This window comes from Streptomyces sp. NPDC051051, assembly GCF_040682975.1.
GTDB lineage: Bacteria > Actinomycetota > Actinomycetes > Streptomycetales > Streptomycetaceae > Streptomyces.
In genome coordinates, this window is sequence record NZ_JBFBCB010000012.1 from 25,330 (window position 1) to 50,917 (window position 25,588).

The window sequence follows — 25,588 nt, forward strand, 5'->3', positions numbered from 1 at the left end:
GTGAACGCGTTCACATTCACAAGCAATTATGCCGCATGCCCGTTCGATCTCGGATGGGCGGGGGTCCCTAACGTGGACCGGCGGGCCCGCCAGAGGTGGACCACTCGGCCCCTGGCGCAAAAAGGCGTCCCGGTTTCACGTGAAACCGGGACGCCAAACGCTGCGACCTGGGCCGGAGCCTTCCTCCACGCCTCCAGGTAATCCTTCGTGCCTACACGTACGCCTCAGCGCTCGGTCCTAAAAGTGATCCTCGCGGAACGCCTCGGCCGCCTTGAGGAAGATGTCGTTGGCCTCGGTCTCCCCGATCGTGACCCGAACACCCTCGCCCACGAACGGCCGGATCACGACACCCGCCTGCTCGCATGCCGACGCGAAGGCGGCCGTGTGCTCGCCCAGCCTCAGCCACACGAAGTTGGCCTGCGTCTCCGGCACCGTCCAGCCCTGGGCGCGCAGCCCCTCGACCACCCGGTTGCGCTCGCAGACCAGGGAGCCGACCCGGCCGAGCAGCTCGTCCTCGGCCTGCAGCGAGGCGATCGCCGCCTCCTGCGCGATCTGGCTCACCCCGAACGGCACAGCCGTCTTGCGCAGCGCCGCCGCCACCGGCTCATGGGCGATCGCGAAACCGACCCGCAGCCCGGCGAGCCCGTACGCCTTCGAGAACGTCCGCAGGACACAGACGTTCGGCCGCTCCCGGTACAGCACGACACCGTCCGGCACCTCTGCGTCGCGGACGAACTCCCGGTAGGCCTCGTCGAGTACGACCAGGACATCACCCGGCACCCGGTCCAGGAACCGCTCCAGCTCGGCCCGCCGCACTACGGTCCCCGTGGGGTTGTTGGGGTTGCAGACGAAGATCAGCCGGGTCCGCTCGGTGATGGCGTCGGCCATCGCGTCCAGGTCGTGCACATCGCCGGCCGTCAGCGGCACCCGTACCGAGGTCGCACCGCTGATCTGCGTGATGATCGGGTACGCCTCGAAGGACCGCCACGCGTAGATGACCTCGTCGCCCGGCCCCGCCGTCGACTGGATCAGCTGCTGGGCGACGCCGACCGAGCCCGTACCCGTGGCGATGTGCGAGGCCGGCACGCCGAAGCGCTCGGACAACTCCTCCACCAGGCCCGAGCACGCCATGTCCGGGTAGCGGTTGAATGACCCGGCGAGGGCCGTGACGCGCTCCAGCACGCCCGGCAGCGGCGGATAGGGGTTCTCGTTGGAGGACAGCTTGTAGGCCACGGGACCGCCCGCCGCGGCCGGCTTGCCCGGCTTGTAGGTGGGGATCCCCTCCAGCTCGGCGCGCAGCTTGGGGCTTGTCTCGCTCACCGCAGTCCTCCTCGTGACCACCACCGGCTCAATGCTGCTCACCTTATGAGGATTCGGCCCGCATGCGTACAGCTGGAGACGGGCCTCCCTCGGCGAAACCCGTGCGGGGCCACCACGCCCCCTCCACATCAGCGGCATCCCCGCACGAAGGCGGACGAAGGCGTACACGCTGGGGGCGCGCCGTACATATATCTACGCGCCGGTGGCTCGCGCCGTGGCGCGCATCCCTCGTGCAGGTGAGTTGAGACCTCTTCGAAACATCGGTGCCTTGGCAGGTTCATCCCCTCCCACGCGCCGCGTCTTGGCGCAGGAGAAGCCAACTACCTTACTTTCCAAGGCAGTTGACCCCTTCCCGCCATGCAGAAACGTGCCTGTCAATGCGTGCATATGCGTCCGCCCTACCCCACCGGATGAGCCCTACTATCGGCTCGCTATGACAGCAGCAGGGAAGCACCAGGTGAGCCGCGCGGAAACCTCACGCCGAGGCAACCGGCCGGGCCGAGCGGGCATCAGGGACGTGGCCGCCGCCGCCGGAGTCTCCATCACGACCGTCTCCGATGCCCTCAACGGCAAGGGCAGACTCCCGGACGCCACCCGACGCCACGTCCGCGAGGTCGCCGAACGACTGGGCTATCGCCCCTCGGCCGCGGCCCGAACCCTCCGTACCGGCAAGTCGGGCCTCATCGGTCTGACCGTGACCACCTACGGGAATGAACCTTTCACCTTCACCGAGTTCGCGTACTTCGCCGAGATGGCGCGGGCCGCCACCTCCGCCGCGCTCGCCCGTGGCTACGCCCTCGTCATCCTCCCCGCGACCTCGCGCCACGACGTGTGGTCGAACGTCGCCCTGGACGGCACGGTCGTCATCGACCCGTCCGACCAGGATCCGGTGGTCGGGGAACTCGTCCGGCAGGGATTACCCGTCGTCTCCGACGGCCGTCCGGCCGGCCCGCTCCCGGTCACCGCGTGGGTGGACAACGACCACGAGGCGGCCGTCCTCGACATCCTCGACCATCTGGCCGCCGCCGGCGCCCGCCGTATCGGCCTCCTCACCGGCACCACCACCGACACCTACACCCATCTGTCGACCAGCGCGTATCTGCACTGGTGCGAGCGCGTCGGACAGGACCCGGTCTACGAGGCCTACCCCGCCCACGATCCGTGCGCGGGCGCCGTCGCCGCCGACCGGCTGCTGGCCCGGCCGGACCGCCCCGACGCCGTCTACGGCCTGTTCGACCCCAACGGCACCGATCTCCTCGCCGCCGCCCGCCGCTACGGCCTGCGCGTACCGGAGGACCTGCTGCTGGTGTGCTGCAGCGAGTCCACCGTCTACGCCAACACCGAACCGCCCATCACCACGCTGTCGCTGAAGCCCCGGCGCATCGGCACCGCGGTGGTGCAGCTCCTCATCGACGCGATCGAGGGCGTCGAATCCGACCGGCCGGTCGAGCAGGTGATACCGACGGAACTGATCGTGCGTACCTCGTCCCAGCGACGTTCGCCGCGCACGACGGTCAGCCCGCCCCGGGTACCGGACGAGAAATAGGAACATGCGGGCGACCAGCGGGGTGTACGGGCCGGGGAGCCAGGACAGGTCGGACGACCTGATTCCGGTTCTGAACAGGGACCGTAAGGGCGATCTTGCGGTGGCCCCGCCGGCCGGGCGGCCACGAAGGATCCTCGGGCCGCGCGGCCCGTGGAGACAGGGGCGGATGGGATCGACCGCGACCGGCCGGGGCTTGCGGAGGCCGCCGGGGGCGAGCCCGCCGAAGGGACCTGTTCCGCCGGTGGCTGCTTCCCGGCTCGTCGGCCCCGGAACCGGCCGGCGGCAGCCGGGTGAGGTCGATCGGTGCCACCCGGAATCCTTCGGACGGGTGATCGCACCGGGCTCGCGGCCCCACCCCGCTCCGCCACGCAACACGCTCCCGGACGGCGCGGCGACGCCGACGCCACGTGGGCCGAGGGTGTAAGCACGGTGTGCACTGGGTGAGCGAGTACTGCCGAAGCCCGACCCAATCGGGGCGAAAGCCGCGGTGAACAGGAGCCTTGCTCCGATTCACCACCCCTGGGTCATCACACGGCACGATCCGCATTCCTATGATGGGCGCACGGCACCGCGGGCCGTTGCGACCATGCAGTCCGAAGCGGTGCAGATGCGGCGCGATGGTGGAGGGGTCTGATGACTCAGGGGGCCGGTCAGGGACCCGAGGTGGAGCGTACGGCGACGGTGCGCGACTTCCGAGTGCCCGCGTACGTCCACGAGACCGGTCCGTACGCTCACAGCGCGCATCCAGGGAACGCGGTACCACCCCTCGACGACCCCCTCGAACCCCCCGAGGGCTACACGCCCACCCAGCGCGACCTGCCCGTCATCAACCGGGGCGACACCCTTCAGGTGACCGTCGACCCGGCCGCCGCGCAGGCTCCGCAGGCCGCGACCGGTCCCGGTCCGCTGTTCGTCGTGGGCGACGTGCACGGCTATCTCGAAGAACTGGTCGCCGCCCTCCGGGAGAAGGGCCTGGTCGACGCGGCGGGCAACTGGTGCGCGGGCACCGCCCGGCTGTGGTTCCTCGGCGACTTCACCGACCGCGGTCCCGACGGTATCGGGGTGATCGACCTCGTGATGCGGCTGTCCGCCGAGGCCGCCGCGGCCGGCGGCTACTGCAAGGCCCTCATGGGCAACCACGAGCTGCTCCTGCTCGGGGCCAAGCGATTCGGCGACACCCCCGTCAACTCCGGTGCGGGCACCGCCACCTTCCAGGCGGCCTGGCTGCTCAACGGCGGCCAGAAGTCCGACATGGACCGCCTCCAGGACCACCACCTCCAGTGGATGGCCCGCCTCGACGCCATGGAGGAGGTCGACGGCCATCTGCTCGTGCACTCCGACACCACCGCCTACCTCGACTACGGCGACTCGATCGAGGCGGTCAACGACACCGTCCGCGAGACGATCACGCGTAACGACGCGGACGAGGTGTGGGACCTGTTCCGCAAGTTCACCAAGCGCTTCTCCTTCCGCGACGAGGGGGGCTCCGACGCCGTTCGCTCCCTGCTCGATACGTACGGCGGCACCCGCATCGTTCACGGCCACAGCCCGATTCCGTATCTGCTGGGCGAAGTCGGCTCCGAGGACGACGAGGAATCGACCCGTCCCGTGGTCGAAGGGCCGCACGTCTACGCCGACGGGCTGGCCATCGCGATGGACGGTGGCGTGACGATGGCCGGAAAACTGCTGGTCCAGCAACTGCCGCTGCCCGTCTGACCGTTCCCGGGTCCGTCGCCGCCCGCGTCGGACCCGCTCGGCGGCACCGTGGGCCAGGGGCCAATTTCGGCGAACCCCCTGTTACCCCGGGCCGTCGCCGCTCTACCATCGGTTCATCCGTAGCAGGCTCCCCTCCGTTTCTGCCCGACGGCTCGTTGGCATGCGAGCCCCAAGCCCTACGGAGCATCGGGGGATGCACATGAACAGCGTTCCGCAGCACCTGCACAGCGAGGACCGCCAGGAGTACGAGCGGATCCTCGACGAGGCGCTGCGCTCCGCACCACACCACCCGGAACCGATCGCTGCGGGACAGCGGCTCAACTCCGAACAACTGCGCACCATGGCACTCAACGCCTCCGCGCTCATCACGGCGGCCGCGGCGACCGAGTACCAGCACTACGTGAAGGTCCGCGAGGAACTTCGCCATCCGGCGCCGTCCAGCCCCTCCTCGGCCGGCCATGCGCCCGGCTCCGGTGAGCCGGGCGTCACCGGAATGGGATTCGCCACCACCGTGGGGGAGGCGGCCCAGGCCGCCGAGGCCGCCGGAGCGGGCGCCGTCGCCGTCGCCGCCGTCCTCACCCCCGTCCTCGCCGGCACCGCCGCGGTGATCTTCCTGCTCGTCGGCTACATCCTGCGGATGCTCGATCCCGAGCCGGCGTTCGCCACGACGATGCTCACCACCGGATGGACGTTCGGGGCGGTGGCCGCGGCCGCGATCCTCGTCGCGACCGTCGGCCTCCTGCTCACCGCCCTGCGCAACCGCCCCTCCCTGGAGGCCGGCCCGTACGGCGAACTGAGCGAGGAGGTGAACCGCGCCAAGGAGGCCTGGCGGGAAGCCCTGCTGGAGCGGGGCATCCTGCCCTTCCTGCGCGAGGCCCTCGCCGACCCGGGCACGAGCGCCGTGCTCGACCCCGCACCGGCCCCGCAGGCGCCCACCGGCCGTCTACCGAAGATCGGCTACGGCCGTCCGGGCTTCAGCAGCCCGGACGAGGGGACGTCGGGCAGCTCCCGCCCGAGCTTCAGCAGCCCGGACTACACCAGCCCGGACTTCGGAGGCCCCGAGCACCAGCCGGAATAGGCCCTCGGCTTGCGCCCCCGGCCTGGGGAGCGCAAGCCGTACGGAGCAGGGGCGAAGCCCCTGCCGGTCCGCCGATCAGAGGATGCCCGCCTGCCCCGCGGCCGTGAGCCAACGCGGGAACTCGGACAGGAGCCGGTCGTAGAGCTCGGGGTCCGGGACCGTGCTGATGTCGTCGACGGCGAAGAAGCCCACGTTGTCCACGCGTCGGTCGGGCAGCGTGTCGAACCGCTCGAGGACGCCGTAGTTGGAGCGGCCGAGTCCGACGAACTGCCAGAAGATCGGCTCTTCCACCGCGGCGCGCAGTTCCTTCTCGATCGCGGCGTCGCGGTAGACACCTCCGTCGGAGAAGAACAGCACCAGCGTCGGGGCTGCCGCCGGATTCGCCCGGACGAAGTCTCTGACCTGGGCGATGACTTTCTGTTCCTCGTTCTGGATGCCGACCGAGCGCATGTCGACCTGGCCCGGTTGCAGCCCCTTCTGCGGCTTCTTGCTCCGCCGGAACAGGCTGATCTCCCCCACCCGTACATGCAGCCGCAGCCACTCGGGAAGCTCCCCCAGGCGCAGATCCGGCAGCCGGGCCGGGTTCGAGGCGAACGTCCAGGCCTGCATCTCGCCGTCGTCGTCGAGCTGTGCCGCCACCGCGGCCATGCGCTCGACCACGTCCGCCACCACACCGCCGGAGTACAGGAACGACATGGACCCCGATGCGTCGAGCACCAGAACGACCCGCGCGCTGACCCCGGCCGCACCACGCTTGCTCAGGCTGACGGCCACCTGTTGCTTGCGCAGGGACAGCCGCTTGCGCATGTCGACGGGAAGGCGTTCTTCTCCTTTGGTCAGCCGGGCGCCCCCGGAGGACGACGCGGACACGGCGGTGGAGGAAGCCGGAGCGGGAGGCGGCGACGTGGGCACGACCGGAGAGGGCCAGGGCGCGGCCGACGGAGGCGGGGGCGACATGGGCACGACGGGTGGAGGCGGAGGCGTGCGTACGGACGATGCCCCGGGGTCGGCTGCCGTAGCGGCGGGCTCCTCATCGACGCTGATCCCGAAGTCGGTGGCCAGGCCCGCGAGCCCGGAGGCATACCCCTGTCCGACCGCCCGGAACTTCCAGCGCCCCTCCCTCAGGTACAGCTCACCGCCGATGAACGCGGTCTCGCTCTCCCCCCGCATGTCGAACCGCGCCAGCTCCGCCGGGCTCCCGGCGTCGAACAGTCTGAGTGTCAGACCGGCCACCTGCCCGAAGGTGCCGCCGTCGGCGGACGCGCACAGTTCCACACGGGCGACGGCACTCTCCAGCGAATGCAGGTCCACCTCGACCGTGTCGGTGGTGACACCGCCGGTGCTCCGCTTCCCCAGATGCCGCACGGCTCCGGAGGCGTGCCGCGGCTGGTTGTAGAAGACGAAGTCCGCGTCGTCACGCACCTTGCCGGCGGCCGTCAGCAGGAGGGCCGACACGTCCACGTCAGGGCCACCGCCCTGTTCGGACCAGCTGATCTCGACGCGTACGGACGGCACATCGACCGGCAGATTGGCGCCCTTGCTCATGGATTGCGCTGTCATGACACCAGTCTGCCGAGCCGCACCCCAGAAGTACCTCCCCCAACGGACACCAACGGCCGCCCACCCGCGTCCCACCCTCGACCCGACCACCGCCGGCGCCGCCCCCGGCCCTCACAACACCATGGCCCGGCTGCCGTGCCCCCAACCGGCACGGCAGCGGCGCCGTTACCGCGCGTCAGTCCGCGATCGGCAGGTACACCCGATTGCCCGCGGCCGCGAACTCCTTGGACTTCTGCGCCATTCCCTCCTCGACCTCCTCCCGACTGCCTCCGTGCTCACGGCGGATGTCTTGGGAGATCTTCATCGAGCAGAACTTCGGCCCGCACATCGAGCAGAAGTGGGCCGTTTTCGCCGGTTCGGCTGGCAGTGTCTCGTCGTGGAACTCCCGTGCGGTGTCCGGGTCGAGAGCCAGGTTGAACTGGTCCTCCCACCGGAACTCGAAGCGGGCGTCGGACAGCGCGTCGTCCCATTCCTGCGCACCGGGGTGCCCCTTGGCGAGGTCGGCCGCGTGGGCGGCGATCTTGTAGGTGATGACGCCGGTCTTGACGTCGTCACGGTTGGGCAGACCCAGGTGTTCCTTGGGGGTGACATAGCAGAGCATCGCCGTGCCCCACCAGGCGATCATCGCGGCACCGATGCCGGAGGTGATGTGGTCGTACGCCGGGGCGACGTCCGTCGTCAGCGGGCCGAGCGTATAGAACGGAGCTTCATCGCAGATCTCCTGCTGAAGGTCGATGTTCTCCTTGATCTTGTGCATCGGGACGTGTCCCGGGCCTTCGATCATGGTCTGAACATGGAAACGCTTCGCGATGCGGTTGAGTTCCCCGAGGGTGCGCAACTCCGCGAACTGGGCCTCGTCGTTGGCGTCCGCGATCGAGCCGGGCCGCAGCCCGTCGCCCAGCGAGTACGTGACGTCGTAGGCCGCGAGGATCTCGCAGAGTTCCTCGAAGTTCTCGTAGAGGAACGATTCCTTGTGGTGGGCCAGGCACCAGGCGGCCATGATCGAGCCGCCACGGGAGACGATGCCGGTCTTGCGGTTCGCCGTCAGCGGGACGTACGGCAGGCGCACGCCCGCGTGGACGGTCATGTAGTCCACGCCCTGCTCGGCCTGCTCGATCACCGTGTCCTTATAGATCTCCCAGGTCAGCTCCTCGGCCCGGCCGTCGACCTTCTCCAGCGCCTGGTAGAGCGGCACCGTGCCGATGGGCACCGGCGAGTTGCGCAGCACCCACTCGCGGGTGGTGTGGATGTTGCGGCCGGTGGACAGGTCCATGACCGTGTCGGCGCCCCATCGGGTGGCCCAGGTCATCTTCTCGACTTCCTCCTCGATGGAGGAGGTCACCGCCGAGTTGCCGATGTTGGCATTGACCTTCACCAGGAACCGTTTGCCTATGATCATCGGCTCGGTCTCCGGGTGATTGACGTTGGCGGGCAGCACCGCACGTCCAGCCGCGATCTCCTCACGGACGACCTCGGGCTCCACGTTCTCCCGGATGGCCACGTACTCCATCTCCGGCGTGATCTCGCCCCGGCGTGCGTAAGCGAGTTGGGTGACCGCCTGCCCCTCCCGGCCGCGGCGCGGCAGGCGGGGCCGTCCGGGGAAGACCGCGTCGAGGTTACGCAGTCCCCCGCGCGGCGAGGTGTGTTTGATCCCGTCGTCCTCCGGACGGACGGGGCGGCCCGCGTACTCCTCCGTGTCGCCGCGGGCGATGACCCAGTTCTCCCGCAGAGGCGGCAACCCCCTGCGGACGTCCGTCTCGACGAGCGGATCGGTGTACGGGCCGGAGGTGTCGTACAGAGTGACCGACTGCCCGTTGGTGAGGTGCACCTGACGGACCGGCACGCGCAGGTCGGAGCGCGGGCCCTCGACATACGCCTTGTGCCATCCGATGGACTTCCCGGCCTCCCCGTCGCCAGAGACCTCGTCGGAGGCCTGCGCGGAGGCAGGCGTGCGTGCGTCCTTGTTGGTCATGAGAGCTACTCCCTACGCCGGCATTACCCGGTAACAGGTTCAGCGGTCGACGCAGCGGCTTCCGTCTGCCGACGATTCATGTGAAACATCACTCGGTGGAGGTGACGTTCCACGTGAAACATCGCGAAGACAGAGGTCAGCGCCCTCTCAGCCCGGTGCTCCGAGCTCCCGCGTGTGCAAAAGTGCCTCCACGCTAGCGTCCTTTGTGGCGCGGTGAACAGTGGGCCTCGGTCGTTCTTGCGATGATCGGGCGGTGACCACGACACCCCATCCTCCGTTCCCACCGCCCGAACAGCCCCGCGGTCCGGGCGTTCCTCCCGCCGGACGCCCCGGGCGAGGGCAGGGGTACAGCCCCGGGGGCGGTTCCGTTCCCGGATCGGGCCCTCGTCCGGATGCCGGCCCGGGTCTGAGTGCGGGTCCCGGCGGCGAGTACGGCTTCGGCCACGAGGGCGGACACGGCTCCAACGGTGGGCAGGGCTCCGGCAGGAACCACGGACACCTGCCCGGCGACGGTACGCACGCGTCCGGGACCGGTCAGGGCGGTGTTCCCCGTGCGGTTCATGGACGCGGTGCCGGTGAGGGAAACGGAAGCGCCGGCGGAGGCAGGGGCCACGGACACGGCCTCCGCCCCGGCCCCGGTGACGGGCACGGTTCAGATGACGGCCACGGGCATGGACATGGCTCCGGCGACGGGCACAGCGGCGGGCACGGCGGCCATGTCCCCGGTCCGGGCGGCGGCCACGGGCACAGCCACAGTCATGGCCCGGCCGCCCCCGTCTCCAAGCATCTGCGCAAGGTCATCGCGGCCGTCCTCATCCCCTTCGCCGTAGCCGTGCTCGCCGGTCTGGTCGTGCTGTGGCCCGGCGGTGCCCCGGCCCACGAGCGCACCGGCGTCGGCTTCGACCGGCAGACGCAGCGGGCGACGGTCGCCGACGTCGAGAGCATCAGCTGCTCGTCGGCGAACGCCTCGGGCGGCACCCCCACCGGCGACACCTCCACCGCTGAAGGCTCCTCCGCGTCCCAGCAGGCGAACGGCACCTGTAAGAAGGCCACGATCCGCGTGGACACCGGCGCGGACAAGGGCCGTACTTTCACGGAGATCGTCCAGCCGGACCAGTCACGGCAGCTGCACGAGGGGCAGAAGGTCGTGGTCGCCTACGAACCCTCCGCGCCGAAGGACCTTCAGTACTCGGTGACCGACGTGGACCGCCGCGTCCCGTTGACCGTGCTCGCCCTCATCTTCGCCGTCGCCGTCGTGGTCGTCGGGCGGCTGAAGGGTGTCATGGCGCTGGTCTCGCTGGCCATCAGTTTCATGGTGCTGAACTTCTTCGTGCTGCCCGCAATCCTGCAAGGCTCGAACCCGCTCGCGGTGGCGGTCGTGGGGGCGAGCGCCATCATGCTCATCGCTCTCTACCTGTGTCACGGACTGTCGGCCCGCACCTCCGTGGCGGTTCTGGGCACCCTCATCTCCCTGTTGCTGATCGGCGTCCTCGGCTCCTGGTTCGTCGACTGGGCGGCGCTCACCGGCAACACGGACGACAACACCGGTCTGATCCACGGTCTGTACCCGACGATCGACATGAGCGGTCTGCTCCTCGCCGGGATCATCATCGGATCGCTCGGTGTCCTCGACGACGTGACGGTCACCCAGACGTCGGCGGTCTGGGAACTGCACGAGGCCAACCCCACGATGGGCTGGCGGGGGCTGTACCGGGCGGGCATCCGGATCGGTCGCGACCACATCGCGTCCGTGGTCAACACGCTCGTCCTGGCCTACGCCGGCGCCGCCCTGCCACTGCTGCTGCTGTTCTCCATCGCGCAGAGCAGCGTCGGCACGGTCGCCAACAGCGAGCTGGTCGCCGAGGAGATCGTGCGCACGCTGGTCGGTTCGATCGGCCTGGTCGCGTCGGTTCCGGTGACCACGGCACTCGCCGCGCTCGTGGTGTCGGCGGACCGGTCGGATACGGGCTCCCTCACCGCGGCAGCTCCGGCGGCGCCGGGGGCGTCGTCGGCCGGTACGGCGGGCCCGGCCGCGCAGAGCGCTCGGGGCGGCAAGGGCAGGCGCCGCAAACGCTGACGTTCCCGGGTGCGCGAAGGGGTCATCGGACACGTCGCCCTTCGTGCACCCGGGACGTCATCCTGCTCGTGCACGCCAATTCGCCGATCGGGGCGGGCCGATTGCCGAGCGCCTCGTCACCGTTCCAGCAGAAGCGTTACTTCACCGGCATGCCACCAGCCCTCACCAGACCTCACCCGGCGCTCTGTTCCTCCGCCAGGATCCGGTCCAAGGCCTCGTCGAGATGGGCGTCGAAGTCGGCGAACGCGCCCTCCTGCCCCAACGGGACCAGCTTGTCGGTGCGGTCGAGGAAGGCCACGAGCGGAGCCGCCGACGAGCGGAACACCGCCTGTTCACAGCCCACCTGAAGCCGGATCAGCACTTCACCCAGAAGATCCCGGTCGGCCGGCGAGACCCGCACGTCTCCCTCGCCGCACGGTCTGCCCACCCCGTCGATGAGCAGCTCACGCCCGAACGCCCAGGTCACCGGGGCATCACCGGGCAGATGAAACGTGAGCCGTACGGCATACGGATCGCAGGTCTCGTAGCCCAGTTCCACCGGGATGCGGAAAGAGAGCTCCTCGGAGACGAGAAAGCTCATCATGACCTCTGCCTCTACTGCCTGCACGGACTCGCGCATTGCCCTATCCCGTCATCGCCGTCGACTGGCTGGGAATCAACCCTTGATCCTGCTGATATCTTGCTGAAAGTACACAACAGATCACAAGGAGTAAGTTTTCAGATACTGACAGAGACAGCAAACGACCCCAGCATCCGCCCGATTTCGCTCTGCAACTGCCGTACCGCCGTCGGCAGCCGGTCGGCCTGATGAGCGGAGAGAGAAATGGCCATCGTGGCGGCGGTCGTGCCCACGGTGATCGGGATCGCGGCACACACCGTGCCCAGCGCGTACTCCTGCCGCTCGACGACCGTCTCCATCCGCCGCATGCGGGCCAGCCGTCGCAACAGGGTGTGATCGTCCCGCACGGTGTACGGCGTGATCGACCGCACGGGGTAACGGTCCAGGTGGTCGCGGCGGGACGTCTCGTCCAACTGGGCCAGCAGACACTGGCCGATGGCGTGCGCGTGTCCGGTCTCGCGGAAGTCGGCCCATTCCTCGACCGCCGGATTGCCCGGGGTGTCGGAGACGCACAAGACCTCGATCTCGCCGTCCTGGTAGCGGGCGTAGTACACCGGAACACCGATCGAATCGCGCCAGTGCGCGAGGGTGGCGACCACGGTGCTGCGACGTTTCTGCCCGGCTCCGCTGCCGCCCAGGCGCTCGGCCGCCTCACCGAGGAAGAACATCCCCTTGTCGCGCCGCAGATAGCCCTCGTGCACGAGGGTGCGCAGCAGGTGGTACGCGGTGGGCAGCGCCAGGCCGGTCTCGCGGGCGAGTTGCTTCGCCGGAGCCCCGCCGTGATGCCGGGCCACGGATTCCAGCAGCCGCATGGCGCGCTGCACGGACCCGATGAGCGTCGCCGCGGGTTGCGGCTGTTCGGGGACGCCTCTGCCCGCGGGCCGCTGAAGCAGGGGTGTGGTGGAACGCGTGCGGACGGGGGGTGGGTGAGGTGCCGCGAATGCTGCGGTGTCAACCGTGGCCAAGGGTCACTCCCGAAGTTCGAGAGGGCGGTCCGTGCGGGGAACACGGGAGGAAGGGGGCGCCGCTCGCGGGGTGCGACCCCGCGAAGGGTTCCGGACCTTAACGACCCGCCACCGCCGACGGTCCCGCTGTCCGGAAAACTTCCCCCGGCCGAGGGAACCGGCGATCGCTGTTACCGGTGCCCGCTCCCCGCACCGCTCACCAGTCGCCGCGCGAGGAGGAACCCGCCGTGAACTTCCGGACCACGTAGATCAGTCCGCCGACCAGTGCCACGAAGACCAGCAGCTTGAAGAGCAGACCGATGACGAAGCCGACGACGCTCGCTATCAGGCCGCCGAACACGACCAGCGCGATGACGGGCACCGCCACCCACTTCACCCACCACGGCAGTCCCGCAAAGATCTCTCGCATCGTCCTCGTCCTCGTCTGTGCGGTGTCCGGTGCCACCGACGGCCCGGATCTTTCGCTGTCCTGCCGTCGATGCTAGGTCCCGAGGGGGTGCCCGCGGGGGCCGTGCACCCCCGGTCCTCCCCTGACCGATCCCTGAGGGAACCCCGAGGCGGCCCCTCCGCTGCCGGGCGGAGGGGCTCAGCCCTCCGGCGGCGAGAACACCACCAGGACCCGCAAGTCCTCGCTGATGTGATGGAACTTGTGGGCCACTCCGGCCGGCACGTACACGACGCTTCCGCGCGCGACCTGGGTGGTCTCCAGACCGACCGTGAGGGAGGCGCGTCCGCTCACGACGAAGTAGACCTCGTCCTGGTGGTGCGGGTTCTGTGGGTCGTGGGCTCCGGCATCGAGTGCGTAGAGGCCGACCGACATGTTCCGTTCGCGCAGGAATTGCAGGTAGGCGCCGTCGTTGGCGGCTCTCTCCGCCTCCAGTTCATCCAACCGGAATGCCTTCATCGCCCTCGTCCGCCCTCCTGGTCGATCAGTTCTGCCACGATCAGACACATGAAGAATTTCGTAGTCAAGACGATCGCCAACGCAGGCGCCCTGGCGGTCGCCGTCTGGCTGCTCGACAAGATCACATTGACCGGTGCCGACACGGGCGAGAAGGTCGGCACCCTGATCGTGGTGGCGCTGCTGTTCGGCCTGGTCAACTTCTTGGTCAAGCCCGTCGTGAAGGTACTGACCTTCCCCCTCTTCATCCTCACGCTCGGCCTGATAACCCTGGTCGTGAACGCTCTGATGCTGCTGCTCACCTCGTGGCTGGCCGACCGACTCGACGTAAGCTTCCACGTCGAGGGTTTCTGGACCGCGGTCCTGGGCGGCCTGATCATCTCCGTCGTCTCCTGGGCGCTCAACGTCGTCCTGCCCGACGAGGACTGAGCACACGATGGGGTACCGCGTCTGCTTCGTCTGCACCGGCAACATCTGCCGCTCCCCGATGGCCGAGGCCGTCTTCCGCGCGCATGTCGCGGAGGCGGGCCTCGAGGACCTGGTCGAGGTCGACAGCGCCGGCACGGGCGACTGGCACGTGGGCGAGGAGGCCGACCCGCGTACCGTCTCCGTCCTGCAGGAGAACGGCTACGCCGTCGAGCACATGGCCCGCATGTTCGAACGGTCCTGGTTCGCCGGTCTGGACCTCGTGATCGCCCTGGACGCCGGACACCTCAGGGCCCTGCGCCGCCTCGCCCCGACCGACGAGGACGCCCGGAAGATCCGGCTGCTGCGCGCGTACGACCCCGCCGCAGCAGACCTGGACGTTCCCGACCCGTACTACGGGGACCGGGACGGCTTCGAGGAGTGCCTGCAGATGGTGGAGGAGGCGAGCGTGGGCCTGCTCGCCGCGGTTCGCGCGGACATGGAAGGACGAATGGCATGAGTGACTCCAATGCGGCCGGGGGTGTCGTCGCAGGCTCCGGTGAGGGCACGCGCGCGGTGCGGGCGGGTCTTCCGGAGCCGGTCAAGTACGAACCGACCTTGCCGGGCCCGGTGTTCGCCGCGCACTTCCACCTGCCCGGCGAGCCCACGGGGCCGTACACCTACGGCCGTGACGAGAACCCCACCTGGACGCATCTGGAGCGCGCCGTCGGCGAGCTGGAGGCGCCGGGGCAGGACGGTGTCGAGACACTCGTGTTCGCCTCCGGCATGGCGGCGATCTCGTCCGTGCTCTTCTCCCAGCTGCGCACCGGGGACACCGTGGTCCTGCCCAGCGACGGCTATCAGGCGCTCCCCCTGGTCCGCGCCCAGCTGGAGGCGTACGGCATCGAGGTGCGTACCGCGCCGACCGGTGGCGACGCCCAGCTCGGCGCCCTCGACGGGGCGAAGCTGCTGTGGATCGAGTCCCCGTCGAACCCGGGCCTCGACGTGTGCGACATCCGGCGTCTCGTGGAGGCGGCACACGCGCGTGGCGCCCTGGTGGCCGTCGACAACACACTGGCGACACCGCTCGGACAGCGCCCGCTGGAGCTGGGGGCCGACTTCTCGGTGGCGAGCGGCACCAAGCAGCTCACCGGTCACGGCGACGTCCTCCTCGGCCACGTCACCGGACGCTCCGGCGAGCCGATGACCGCCGTGCGGCGTTGGCGCAAGATCGTCGGGGCGATTCCGGGACCTATGGAGGCCTGGCTCGCGCACCGGTCGATCGCCACGCTGCAGATGCGGGTGGACCGGCAGAGTTCCACCGCGCTGGCCGTGGCCCGGGTACTGCGGGGGAGGCCCGAGGTGACCGGCCTGCGGTACCCGGGGCTGCCGGACGATCCGTCGCACCAGGTGGCCTCGCGGCAGATGCGACGCTACGGGTGCGTCGTCTCCTTCACGCTGCCCACGCGTGCGCGTGCCGAGCGTTTCCTCGACAGACTGCGGCTCGTGGACGACGCGACGAGCTTCGGCGGGGTGCGCTCCACCGCCGAGCGCCGTGGGCGCTGGGGAGGGGACGCGGTGCCCGAGGGCTTCATCCGGCTGTCGGTCGGCGCCGAGGACCCGGAGGATCTGGTGGCGGACGTACTGCGCGCGCTGGAGGAGTCGGCGCGATGACCGGCTCACGGATGACCGCCGTGCGCCCCGCGCCGTACAGAGGACGGTCCGAGCCTCCCCCCTCGTGGCTCGGACCGTCAGCGGTTCCGCGCGCGAAGAACCGCGCGAACCAGGCTAGTTGACTCTGTGTCAGTGTCCAATCACCGTAGCGACAGAGACCTATCGACTTATTTATAGTTGGGCCCTGCCTCAAGCCCGGGAGAAAGGCAGGGACAGGGAAGGGGAGCGCGCACTATGGATCTGGCCTTGCTGCGCACCTTCGTGACCGTGCACCGGGCCGGTTCCTTCACCCGCGCCGCCGCCCTGCTGGGCCTGTCCCAGCCGGCCGTGACCTCTCAGATCCGCACCCTGGAGAGGCAGCTCGGCCGACCTCTGTTCCTGCGCCAGGCCCGCGGTGTGACGCCGACGACCATCGGGGACGAGCTCGCCCACAAGGCCGCCCCGCACCTCGACGCCCTCGTGGAGATCACCGAGACCGGCCTGGACGACGAGTCCTCCGTACGGACCCTGCACCTCGCCGGGCCACCCGAGTTCACCGCCGAACGGGCCCTTCCCGCCCTCGCCGGGCTGACCGGCGAGGACGGACAGGGGCTCACCCTGCGCACCTCCTTCGGAACCGCCGAGGAGGTTCTGGACGGATTGGCAGCCGGTCACCACGACCTCGCCATCACCACGGCCCGGCCGCGCGGCGCCCTGCTCAGCGCCACCCCGCTGTGCGACGAGGAGCACGTTCTGATCGCCGCGCCGGGCCGGGTCGGGCCGGTCGACACCGAGAAGCGGTACCGCACGGAGGCGGCCACCCTGGAAGGCCTTCCCGTGGTCGAGGTCCATGAGTCGCTACCCTTCGTCTCCCGCTACTGGGCGTCCGTTTTCGACTCCCGGCCCGCGGCCGCCGGTGCAGTCATCGTTCCCGACCTGCGCGCCGTCCTGGCCTGTGTGACCGCGGGCGCGGGTCTGGCGGTACTGCCTCGCTATCTGTGCGCAGCCGCCCTGGACCGCGGGGACGTCGTCGAACTGCACCGTCCACCGGTGCCGCCGCTGCGGACCTATGTTCTGGTGGTGCGCACCGGCACGCTGGCGGTGCCGCTCATCGCACGGGCACATGACTGGCTGCTGAGGGCGGCGGCCGACTGGTGCTGAACCGACTCGTCCAGGCATCACGGAACGGGCTCACGTGGTGACGATACGGGATGTTTCACGTGGAACCAGCTGGGCCACATTCCTCCCATGACCGTCCGACCTGTGGTCAAGCGCACCGCGCGTGCCGTTCTGCTGGACGGCGACGACCTGATCCTGATCAAACGCAGCAAGCCCGGCCTCGATCCGTACTGGGTCACGCCCGGTGGCGGAGTCGAGCCCGAGGACACGACCGTCGTCGACGCCCTGCACCGTGAGGTGTACGAGGAACTCGGCGCCAAGATCACCGACGTTGTCCCCTGCTTCGTCGACACCGTCGAGCACATCGGCGAGGACGGAGGCGCGACCGGCGTGAAGGTACAGCACTTCTTCGTCTGCCGACTGGAATCCATGGACCCCGCCCTGCGACACGGCCCCGAGATCGACGAACCCGTCGGGGAGTACGAGATCGTCCACGTGCCGTTCACCCGAGTCGGTATCGCCTCCGTCCACCTCGTCCCACTGTCTCTTCGGCACTACCTCGACGGCAACATCGAGGGAGTGCGCGCCATGCACGCACCCGACCTGGGGTGAGGACCTGACATTCCAGGTCGGCTTCCGTCGGCCGCCCGGACTACCGACAGGTTGCCCACGCCCCAGGCGTTTCACGTGAAACGACGTCTGGCTGTCCACATGCTGTGCAGTGGGCCACGGGTTGGCCAAAAGCACATACGACTGTGGGGAAACAGGTGGACGTCAGAGGTGCCGGTCGGACAGCCTGACCTGCGTGCCGACTCCTTCTCTCGCCGCTCTCCCCATCCGCCGTCTGACGCACCGTGACCTCATCGCCTGCGCCGACTTGTCCGAGGACAGGGGGTGGCCACGCGAGGAACACAAGTGGGGCCTCCTCCTCACCGCTGGAAAGGGCTACGGCATCGACGACCCGGACGGGGGCCTCGTCAGCGCCTGCGTGGTCACCGAGTACGGCCCTCATGGCCAACCGGCCTTCGGTGCCGTCGGCATGGTGCTGGTCGCTGAACGACATGCCCGGCAGGGCGTCGGTCGCCGGCTCATGCGGCACATCGCCTCCGTGATGGGCACGACGCCGCTGACGCTGCACGCGACGCCGAACGGCCGTCCGCTGTACGAGGAGCTGGGGTTCAAGGCCACGGGCCACGCCGAGATGGTGGCAGGCCGCTTCACGCCCGTCGGGCCGGGACCCGGCGTCATGACGCGTGCGGCCACGGCGGAGGACCTCACCACGATCCTCCGCCTGGACGAGGAGGTTTTCGGCGCCGACCGCACCCCCGTGATCGCCCGGCTGCCCGCCTTCGCCGACCAGGTGCGGGTCGCCGAGGACGGCGGCCGGATCGTCGGCTACGCGGCCGCCTGGCCCAACATGGACACCTATGTCGTGGGACCGCTGATCGCCCGCGACACCGAAACGGCGAAAGCACTCCTGGCGTCCCTGGCCGAGCATTCCGACCGGCCGCTGCGCACCGACATCGACGTCCGGCACGAGGAGCTGCTGGCCTGGGTCAAGGAGCGGGGCCTGTCATCGGTCACCTTCAACACCGTCATGACTTACGGCTTCAACGAACTGCCCGGCGACTGGAGACGGCGGTTCGCTCCACTCACGGTGGCGGCCGGCTGAGGCAGGGGAGACGCGGAAGCCGGTGTCCGAGATGCCTCGGACACCGGTGTACATCCACATTGCGAAAGGGTGCAGGCCCTCCTTCATGAAGGGGGAGGTCAGGTCAGCGCCTCCACGGTCGCGGTGGCGAAGCCGTGGTCCTGCTCCGGTGCACCACCACCCACGCCCACGGCCCCGATCAGGCGTCCGTCACGGTGGACCGGCACGCCGCCCGCGATGAACAGCAGCGGCCTGTCGAGTGCGGTGGGCAGGGTGTGGAACAGACCGCCGGGCTGGACCGCGTCGACGAGATCGGCGGTGGGGGCGTCCAACTGGAGCGCCGTGCAGGCCTTGCGTGTGCTCGTCTCGCCGGAGATCAGCACCGCGCGGTCGTCCCGGCGGAAGGCCAGCAGGTGACCACCCGCGTCCAGGACGGTGACGCTGACCGCGACCCCGGCGGCTTCAGCCGCGCGGCGGGCGGCCATGAGGAGGACGTCGGCATCCTGGACGGTCAAGGGCGCGAAGGTGGTGGTCATGGGGGATTTTCTCCTCGGGGAGGTATCTCCCACGGGAATTCCCGAAGGGCATTGCCGCCGGCATTTCTCAGGAAAGCGGTGAATCAAAAGGTGCGGGAACGGCCCTGGCTCCGCACCTTGGAGCGGCTCAGTGGTGAACGGCTGTCGGCTGTTCGGCCGGGGTCCGTCCGGTGACGACGGCACTGGCGGTGCTGTCGCGGCGCTCCAGCGCGGCCGAGACGAGAGCGAGAGCAAGAGCCGCCGCGGCAAGGGCGGCGCCGACCCAGTTCGGGGCGGTGTAACCGAGGCCCTCGGCGATGACAAGGCCGCCGAGCCAGGCGGAGAGGGCGTTCCCGAGGTTGAAGGCACCGATGTTCATCGCCGAGGCGAGCGTCGGAGCACCGTGCGCCTGGTCGAGGACCCGTTTCTGGAGCGGCGGGACGGTGGCGAAGCCAAGGGCACCGATCAGGACGATCGTGACGGCCGCGAGGATCTTGTTGTGCGCGGTGAGGGTGAACAGGACCAGGACAACTGCCAGGCTGCCGAGGGAGACGTACAGCATCGGCATCAAAGCGCGGTCGGCGTACTTACCGCCGACGAGGTTGCCGCCGACCATGCCGAGCCCGAAGAGGACGAGCAGCCAGGTGACGGAGCCCTCGGCGAAGCCCGCGACGTGGGTCATCATCGGGGCGATGTAGGTGATGGCCGCGAAGACACCGCCGAAGCCCAGGACGGTCATCGCCATGGCGAGCAGGACCTGTGTGTTCTTGAACGCGGCCAGTTCGTGTCGCAGGCGCACGCCCTCCACGCGGGGCAGCTCGGGCACCAGCCTGGCGATGCCCGCCAGTCCGAGAACGCCGAGAAGGGCAACGATCCCGAAGGTCACGCGCCAGCCGACGGTCTGCCCGACGAGCGTGCCCAACGGTACGCCGACGACGTTGGCGACGGTGAGACCCGTGAACATCATCGCGATGGCGCCGGCCTTCTTGTCCGGGGCGACCAGGTCCGCCGCGACGACCGAGCCGATGCCGAAGAACGCGCCGTGGGCGAGTGAGGCGACGACCCGGCCGATCAGCATGACGGCGAAAGCCGGGGCGACGGCCGACAGGAGGTTGCCGACGACGAACAAGCCCATCAACAGCATCAGCATCCGTTTGCGGGACACCTTGGTGCCGAGGACGGTCATCAGCGGGGCGCCGAGCACGACGCCGAGCGCGTAACCGGTCACCAGGAAGCCGGCCGTGGGAATGGAGACACCGAAGTCGCCTGCGACCTCGGGCAGCAAGCCCATGATCACGAATTCGGTCGTGCCGATGCCGAAGGCCCCGATCGCGAGGGCCAGTAGCGCGAGAGGCATGGTGGGGTAGACCTTCCAGACGATTGCATGAGCTCTTAACGTGCACCAACAATAGTTGCAGACGCGGACTACAGGCAACAGCAGTCTATTGCAGCATTGCTCTATCCTGGGATCCAGCCGCACCGGGACGGAGGAGAACACCCATGACTGCGACGGACCCCGCACTCACCGCTCTCGCTCAGGGCTGGTGCGCCCTCTCCCTGCTTCACGGCAGGATCGAGGCTCATATCGAGCGCGCCCTCCAGACCCGACACGACCTGAGCGTGCGCGAGTACTCCCTCCTCGACGTGCTCAGCCGCCAGCACGACGGTGACGGGGGACACCTGCAGATGAAGCAGGTCGCCGACGCCGTCGTCCTCAGCCAGAGCGCCACCACCCGACTGGTCACCCGCCTCGAGGACCGTGGCCTGCTCGAGCGGTACCTGTGCCCCACCGACCGCCGCGGCATCTACACGAACGTCACCGAGGCAGGCGTGAAGCTGCTGGACGAGGCCCGCCCCACCAACGACGCAGCTCTTCGCAAGGCCCTCGACGAGGCGGCGAAGAACCCGGAGCTGGCTCCGCTGGTCCGGGTCGTGGAGTCCCTGAAGGCACCCGCAGCTGCATAGGGTGCGGCCATGGGAGATCTTGAAATACGCGCTGCCGTGGCAGAGGACATTCCCGCGATCGTCGGCATGCTCGCGGACGACCCTCTGGGTGCGCGGCGCGAGTCGCCGGACGACCTCACCCCTTACCTGAGCGCGCTGGAGCGAATCAGCATCGATGCGAACCAGCGCCTGGTCGTGGCCGTACGCGAGGGACGTGTCGTGGGCACCCTCCAACTGACGATCGTGCCCGGCCTCTCCCGGCGCGGGGCGACCAGGTCGATCATCGAGGGCGTACGTGTCCACGCCGACGAGCGCGGCGGCGGCCTTGGCACCCGGTTCATCGAGTGGGCGATCGAGGAGTCCCGGCGGGAGAACTGCCGACTGGTCCAGCTGACCTCCGACAGTGCGCGCACCGACGCCCACCGCTTCTACGAGCGGTTGGGTTTCGAAGCCTCGCACGTCGGCTTCAAGCTCCAGCTCTGAACGGCGGAGGTCAGGACCCGGATCTCACGCGGACAAGGTGTCGTGTTTCACGTGAAACACGACACCTTGCCTCCCTCCGCAGGGCGCTAGCCGATCCCCCGCCACCCCTCCGCGTCCACGCCGCCGGGCACGTCGGCCTCATCGTCGTACGGCCGGCGGGTGAACACGAACGATCCGAGGTCGAGATGGTCCACGGTGCCGTCCGGTCGCCGTACGGCCCGCAGAGTCTCGCCGGCGAAGTACCCCTCCAGACCCGACCACGTCCCGTCGCCGTTCGGACGGAAGCGCGAGCGTCGCCCACCGCCGGAAAGCGGCCCGAGCGAGACGTGGCCGTCAGCGGTGACCCGTAGGGCGAACGGACTGGTCCCCCAGTACCACTGGCCCGCCAGCTCCAGAACGGACCGATCGACGTCCCGCAGCGGCCGCCAGGGTTCGGGGATCCGCGGCTCGGCCTCGGCCACGATGCGTACGAGGTCGGCGGCCACCTGAGTCACCATCGGGCCCGACGTGCAGTTGGCCAGGACCACAGCGGCGACGTCGTCGGCCACACTGATCGTGAGACCGGCCAGAAAACCCGGCACCGACCCCGAGTGCCCCACGAGCACCCGTCCGCCCAGGTTCTCGATCCGCATCCCGAGCCCGTACGTGCCGCCGTCCGCCAGGCCGGTGGCTTCGGCCGGTGCCGCGGGCGTCCGCATCTCCTTGAGGGTCTCCGCGCTCAGCACCCTGTCGTCCCCTCGGACCAGGAAGGTGGCGAACCGCGCGAGATCGCCGCTCGTGGACCAGAGTTGACCGGCCGCGGCCATCCGGCCGAAGTCCTCGGTGGGTTCGGGAAGCATCACGTCGGCCCAGGGATGCACCGCCCAGCCACCCGCATGGGGAGCGTTCGGTCGCACACTCGTACGCTCAAGACCCAAGGGTTCGAGCACTTCTCGCCGTAGCACCTCGTCCCACGGAGCACCGCGGAGTTGTTCGACGAGAGCGCCGAGGACGCTGTAGCCAGGGTTGGAGTAGTGGAAACGACGACCCGGCGGGTGCAGGGCGGCCTGGTCACCGAGGACATCGGGGAGGCGGGGACGCAGCGAGCCAGGAGTTCGCTCCCACCATGGGCCGGGCGACTCGGCCGCCAAGCCGCCCGTGTGCGCGAGAAGCTGGAGGACGGTCGCCTCCCCGGCGCCCGAGCCCGGAAGGTACTTCTCGAGCGGGTCCTCGAGGACGAGCGCCCCTTCGTCGCGCAGCCGCAGCACGAGAACGGCGGTGAAGGTCTTGGTGATCGAGCCGATCCGGTACTGCACCGTCTCGTCCGGAGCGTGCCCGTCGACCGAGGTCCGCGCCCCGTGCCACACGGCTCGCCCGTCCCGCACCACCGCGGCGACGAGTGAGGGCGCCCGTCCTTCGGACTGGGCCACGGCGATCCGGTTCAGCAGCGCCCGCCGGGTGCCGGGAAGCAGCTCTTCCAGAGGTGTCGTCATGGCCCCAGTCCACCCGGCGGTCCGGCCCGCGTCGAGCCCATTTCGCCGAGGGCGCTGCAGGGCCTCGAATCGCATGACATGTCGATCTCGGCTGACAGCGGCTCCCTGGGTTGTCTCAAGGGATGTGATGCGGCTCGCACCTCAGCTTCAGGGCATTTCTTCAGTTTCCGCGCGCTTGGTGAGGTTTCGCCGTCTCCACGCATCAGCGCCGACCTGGTGCTATCGGCGGTACCGGTCCGGTCCTTCGACCGCACGTCACCTGGAGATGCGGGCCTCGATGCCGTCGAGCAGGAAGTCCAGGCCGATCCGGAAGGTGTGGTCGGCGTCCAAGCGAATTCCCGCGTCCGCGCGCAGCTCACCGACGCCCGACCGACGCACATAGACCAAAACATCATCGAGCTCGGCATTCCCGATATCGACCGCACCCACCCCGGCCTCGCGACGATGGTCGGGCGCGGCAACTACTGGGTGCTCGGCAACGGACAATCCTTGGCGGCGCAGCGCAACGGTGACGGCCGCGTACGCGTCTACCTCAGCTTCTACAACTCCGCCGAGGACTGGTTCGCAACCAGCGGGATCCCGTTCGACGAGCCGGCCGCCGCCCGGATGCGGCTGATCGACCTGTTCACCGGCTGGGACTCACGGTTCACCGCACTGATCGCCGCCTGCGACGACACGATCCTGCCACGGCCGATCACCACTCTCCCGATCGGCCTGATCTGGCCGTCGACACCAGGCGTCACGCTGCTCGGCGACGCCGCCCACCTGATGCCGCCGGTGGGCCAGGGCGCCAACATGCCCCTGCTCGACGGAGCGCTGCTCGGCCTCGCGCTGGCCGCGCACCCGGACGACTTTGCCACCGCCGTCAAAGAGTACGAACACGAGATGTTCGAACGCACCAGCGCCACCGGCCGGCAGTCCGCGCACATTCAGAAAATCCTGATGCGCCGGACGCCAGCCGGAAAATGCTCGCGTTCTTCCAACCTGACGGAATCCGAGACCCCACAGGCATGTGATCAGGTCTGCGCCATGTCCACGAAGCGCGAGTAGTGCCCCTGGAAGGCCACCGTGATCGTGGCCGTCGGGCCGTTACGGTGCTTGCCCACGATGATGTCCGCCTCGCCCGCGCGCGGCGACTCCTTCTCGTACGCGTCTTCGCGGTGCAGCAGGATCACCATGTCGGCGTCCTGCTCGATGGAGCCGGACTCACGCAGGTCGGACACCATCGGCTTCTTGTCCGTGCGCTGCTCGGGACCACGGTTGAGCTGGGAGAGCGCGATCACCGGGACCTCGAGCTCCTTGGCAAGGAGCTTGAGGTTACGGGACATGTCCGAGACCTCCTGCTGGCGGCTCTCGGAGCGTTTGGAGCCGCCGGCCTGCATCAGCTGGAGGTAGTCGATGATCACGAGCTTGATGTCGTTGCGCTGCTTGAGCCGTCGGCACTTCGCGCGGATCTCCATCATCGACAGGTTCGGCGAGTCGTCGATGTAGAGCGGCGCGGACGACACCTCGGGCATCCGGCGGGCCAGACGGGTCCAGTCCTCGTCCGTCATCGTGCCGGAGCGCATGTGGTGCAGGGCGACACGGGCCTCGGCGGACAGCAGGCGCATCGCGATCTCGTTGCGCCCCATTTCCAGGGAGAAGATGACACTGGGCAGGTTGTGCTTGATCGAGGCCGCGCGGGCGAAGTCGAGGGCGAGCGTGGACTTGCCCATGGCGGGCCGGGCGGCGATGACGATCATCTGGCCGGGGTGCAGCCCGTTGGTGAGCGAGTCGAGGTCGGTGAAGCCCGTGGGCACACCGGTCATCTCGCCACTGCGCGAGCCGATCGCCTCGATCTCGTCGAGGGCGCCCTCCATGATGTCGCCGAGCGGGAGGTAGTCCTCGCTGGTGCGCTGCTCGGTGACGGCGTAGATCTCGGCCTGGGCGCGGTTGACGATCTCGTCGACGTCGTCGTCGCCCGCGTATCCCATCTGGGTGATGCGGGTGCCGGCCTCGACCAGGCGGCGCAGGACCGCGCGCTCGTGCACGATCTCCGCGTAGTACTCGGCGTTCGCCGCCGTCGGCACGGTCTGGACGAGCGTGTGCAGATAGGAGGCACCACCGACTTTGTTGATCTCGCCGCGCTTGGTGAGTTCGGCGGCGATCGTGATGGGGTCGGCCGGTTCGCCCTTGGCATAGACATCGAGGACGGCCTGGTAGATCGTCTCGTGCGCCGGTTTGTAGAAGTCGTGGCCCTTCAGGATCTCGACGACGTCGGCGATGGCGTCCTTCGACAGGAGCATGCCACCGAGCACGGACTGCTCGGCGTCTAGGTCCTGCGGTGGCACCCGCTCGAAAGGCGTCCCGCCACCGTCCCAATCGCCGCTGTCCCGGCCCCGGTCGTGCTGTTCGTCGCGTCCGCGGCCTCCGTCACGTCGGCGGGAGGAGGGCAGACGATCGCTGGGACCGCTGTCGGCCCACGGATCGTCCAAGGGCTCGGAAATGCTCAACCGAGCCACCTCCTCCCGTCCGCGGAGCGGACCTCGCCGCGCCCCACATTTCTACGGCACGGCACTGACAACTAAGAGGCCCAACTCCGGTTCAAGTGCG

General features: G+C 69.2%; 24 protein-coding genes and 1 riboswitch. Of the genes, 13 read left to right on the forward strand and 11 right to left on the reverse strand.

What is annotated here, in order from left to right:
• Positions 1-237 precede the first annotated feature (237 nt).
• Positions 238-1,320, reverse strand: a complete 1,083-nt coding sequence (gene hisC / locus AB0N31_RS11975) for a histidinol-phosphate transaminase (RefSeq protein WP_366058236.1) — start codon at positions 1,318-1,320, stop codon at positions 238-240.
• Between the two features lie 433 nt (positions 1,321-1,753).
• Between hisC and AB0N31_RS11980 the strand changes: the two genes are divergently transcribed.
• The 3 genes from AB0N31_RS11980 to AB0N31_RS11990 all read left to right on the forward strand — a co-directional run bounded on the left by AB0N31_RS11980 (position 1,754) and on the right by AB0N31_RS11990 (position 5,660).
• Positions 1,754-2,866, forward strand: coding sequence for a LacI family DNA-binding transcriptional regulator (locus AB0N31_RS11980; RefSeq protein ID WP_366058237.1), 1,113 nt, complete (start codon positions 1,754-1,756; stop codon positions 2,864-2,866).
• A 633-nt stretch (positions 2,867-3,499) separates the two neighbouring features.
• Positions 3,500-4,582: a metallophosphoesterase gene (locus AB0N31_RS11985; RefSeq protein ID WP_366058238.1), complete on the forward strand. Its 1,083-nt coding sequence runs from the start codon at positions 3,500-3,502 to the stop codon at positions 4,580-4,582.
• A 193-nt stretch (positions 4,583-4,775) separates the two neighbouring features.
• Complete coding sequence (locus AB0N31_RS11990) at positions 4,776-5,660, forward strand: hypothetical protein (RefSeq protein ID WP_366058239.1); 885 nt, start codon at positions 4,776-4,778, stop codon at positions 5,658-5,660.
• A 75-nt stretch (positions 5,661-5,735) separates the two neighbouring features.
• On the opposite strand, the gene AB0N31_RS11995 is transcribed toward AB0N31_RS11990, so the two are convergent.
• Positions 5,736-7,220 (reverse strand): VWA domain-containing protein, encoded by a 1,485-nt coding sequence (locus tag AB0N31_RS11995; RefSeq protein WP_366058240.1) that lies wholly within the window; start codon positions 7,218-7,220, stop codon positions 5,736-5,738.
• Between the two features lie 175 nt (positions 7,221-7,395).
• Positions 7,396-9,192 carry a phosphomethylpyrimidine synthase ThiC gene (gene thiC, locus AB0N31_RS12000; RefSeq protein WP_366058241.1) on the reverse strand — a complete coding sequence of 599 codons (1,797 nt, stop codon included), beginning with the start codon at positions 9,190-9,192 and terminating at the stop codon, positions 7,396-7,398.
• A riboswitch (TPP riboswitch) is annotated at positions 9,185-9,374 on the reverse strand. (Overlaps the previous gene by 8 nt.)
• Positions 9,375-9,691: 317 nt before the next feature.
• Between thiC and AB0N31_RS12005 the strand changes: the two genes are divergently transcribed.
• A complete protein-coding gene (locus AB0N31_RS12005; protein ID WP_366058339.1) occupies positions 9,692-11,269 on the forward strand; it encodes a YibE/F family protein in 1,578 nt (525 codons plus the stop codon).
• A 172-nt stretch (positions 11,270-11,441) separates the two neighbouring features.
• Here the strand turns inward: AB0N31_RS12005 and AB0N31_RS12010 are convergent, their stop codons facing one another.
• The 4 genes from AB0N31_RS12010 to AB0N31_RS12025 form a co-directional block, all read right to left on the reverse strand.
• Positions 11,442-11,888 (reverse strand): SsgA family sporulation/cell division regulator, encoded by a 447-nt coding sequence (locus tag AB0N31_RS12010; protein WP_366058242.1) that lies wholly within the window; start codon positions 11,886-11,888, stop codon positions 11,442-11,444.
• Positions 11,889-11,986: 98 nt separating this feature from the next.
• Complete coding sequence (locus tag AB0N31_RS12015; RefSeq protein ID WP_366058243.1) at positions 11,987-12,712, reverse strand: IclR family transcriptional regulator C-terminal domain-containing protein; 726 nt, start codon at positions 12,710-12,712, stop codon at positions 11,987-11,989.
• A 337-nt stretch (positions 12,713-13,049) separates the two neighbouring features.
• Positions 13,050-13,262 (reverse strand): DUF5326 family protein, encoded by a 213-nt coding sequence (locus AB0N31_RS12020; RefSeq protein ID WP_366058244.1) that lies wholly within the window; start codon positions 13,260-13,262, stop codon positions 13,050-13,052.
• Positions 13,263-13,439: 177 nt separating this feature from the next.
• Positions 13,440-13,757 carry a cupin domain-containing protein gene (locus tag AB0N31_RS12025; RefSeq protein WP_363092337.1) on the reverse strand — a complete coding sequence of 106 codons (318 nt, stop codon included), beginning with the start codon at positions 13,755-13,757 and terminating at the stop codon, positions 13,440-13,442.
• 48 nt (positions 13,758-13,805) lie between these two features.
• Between AB0N31_RS12025 and AB0N31_RS12030 the strand changes: the two genes are divergently transcribed.
• From AB0N31_RS12030 to AB0N31_RS12055, 6 genes are all read left to right on the forward strand, one after another.
• Entirely contained in the window at positions 13,806-14,183 is a 378-nt protein-coding gene (locus tag AB0N31_RS12030) for a phage holin family protein (RefSeq protein ID WP_366058245.1), read from the forward strand.
• A 7-nt stretch (positions 14,184-14,190) separates the two neighbouring features.
• A complete protein-coding gene (locus AB0N31_RS12035) occupies positions 14,191-14,679 on the forward strand; it encodes a low molecular weight protein-tyrosine-phosphatase (protein ID WP_366058246.1) in 489 nt (162 codons plus the stop codon).
• Positions 14,676-15,833 (forward strand): cystathionine gamma-lyase, encoded by a 1,158-nt coding sequence (locus AB0N31_RS12040; protein ID WP_366058247.1) that lies wholly within the window; start codon positions 14,676-14,678, stop codon positions 15,831-15,833. Before AB0N31_RS12035 ends, AB0N31_RS12040 begins: the two co-directional genes overlap by 4 nt.
• Before the next feature lie 234 nt (positions 15,834-16,067).
• Complete coding sequence (locus tag AB0N31_RS12045; RefSeq protein WP_366058248.1) at positions 16,068-16,973, forward strand: LysR family transcriptional regulator; 906 nt, start codon at positions 16,068-16,070, stop codon at positions 16,971-16,973.
• An 87-nt stretch (positions 16,974-17,060) separates the two neighbouring features.
• On the forward strand, positions 17,061-17,543 hold the full coding sequence (locus tag AB0N31_RS12050) for an NUDIX hydrolase (RefSeq protein WP_363092333.1): 483 nt from the start codon (positions 17,061-17,063) through the stop codon (positions 17,541-17,543).
• 193 nt (positions 17,544-17,736) lie between these two features.
• Positions 17,737-18,603: a GNAT family N-acetyltransferase gene (locus tag AB0N31_RS12055; protein WP_366058249.1), complete on the forward strand. Its 867-nt coding sequence runs from the start codon at positions 17,737-17,739 to the stop codon at positions 18,601-18,603.
• Positions 18,604-18,701: 98 nt separating this feature from the next.
• Here AB0N31_RS12055 and AB0N31_RS12060 read toward each other — a convergent pair whose 3' ends face one another.
• Both AB0N31_RS12060 and AB0N31_RS12065 read right to left on the reverse strand, forming a co-directional pair.
• On the reverse strand, positions 18,702-19,118 hold the full coding sequence (locus AB0N31_RS12060; protein ID WP_366058250.1) for a heme-binding protein: 417 nt from the start codon (positions 19,116-19,118) through the stop codon (positions 18,702-18,704).
• 127 nt (positions 19,119-19,245) lie between these two features.
• A complete protein-coding gene (locus tag AB0N31_RS12065; protein WP_366058251.1) occupies positions 19,246-20,454 on the reverse strand; it encodes an MFS transporter in 1,209 nt (402 codons plus the stop codon).
• Positions 20,455-20,597: 143 nt separating this feature from the next.
• Between AB0N31_RS12065 and AB0N31_RS12070 the strand changes: the two genes are divergently transcribed.
• On the forward strand, positions 20,598-21,062 hold the full coding sequence (locus tag AB0N31_RS12070; RefSeq protein WP_366058252.1) for a MarR family transcriptional regulator: 465 nt from the start codon (positions 20,598-20,600) through the stop codon (positions 21,060-21,062).
• Between the two features lie 9 nt (positions 21,063-21,071).
• The gene (locus AB0N31_RS12075) at positions 21,072-21,524 is read left to right on the forward strand and encodes a GNAT family N-acetyltransferase (protein WP_366058253.1); all 453 of its coding nucleotides are present in this window, start codon (positions 21,072-21,074) and stop codon (positions 21,522-21,524) included.
• Between the two features lie 86 nt (positions 21,525-21,610).
• Here the strand turns inward: AB0N31_RS12075 and AB0N31_RS12080 are convergent, their stop codons facing one another.
• Positions 21,611-22,996 (reverse strand): serine hydrolase domain-containing protein, encoded by a 1,386-nt coding sequence (locus AB0N31_RS12080; protein ID WP_366058254.1) that lies wholly within the window; start codon positions 22,994-22,996, stop codon positions 21,611-21,613.
• Positions 22,997-23,074: 78 nt separating this feature from the next.
• Between AB0N31_RS12080 and AB0N31_RS12085 the strand changes: the two genes are divergently transcribed.
• Positions 23,075-24,046 carry a hypothetical protein gene (locus AB0N31_RS12085; RefSeq protein WP_366058255.1) on the forward strand — a complete coding sequence of 324 codons (972 nt, stop codon included), beginning with the start codon at positions 23,075-23,077 and terminating at the stop codon, positions 24,044-24,046.
• Here AB0N31_RS12085 and dnaB read toward each other — a convergent pair.
• Positions 24,013-25,488, reverse strand: coding sequence for a replicative DNA helicase (dnaB, locus tag AB0N31_RS12090; protein WP_366058256.1), 1,476 nt, complete (start codon positions 25,486-25,488; stop codon positions 24,013-24,015). The two genes, AB0N31_RS12085 and dnaB, sit on opposite strands and share 34 nt — an antisense overlap.
• Positions 25,489-25,588: the final 100 nt, after the last annotated feature.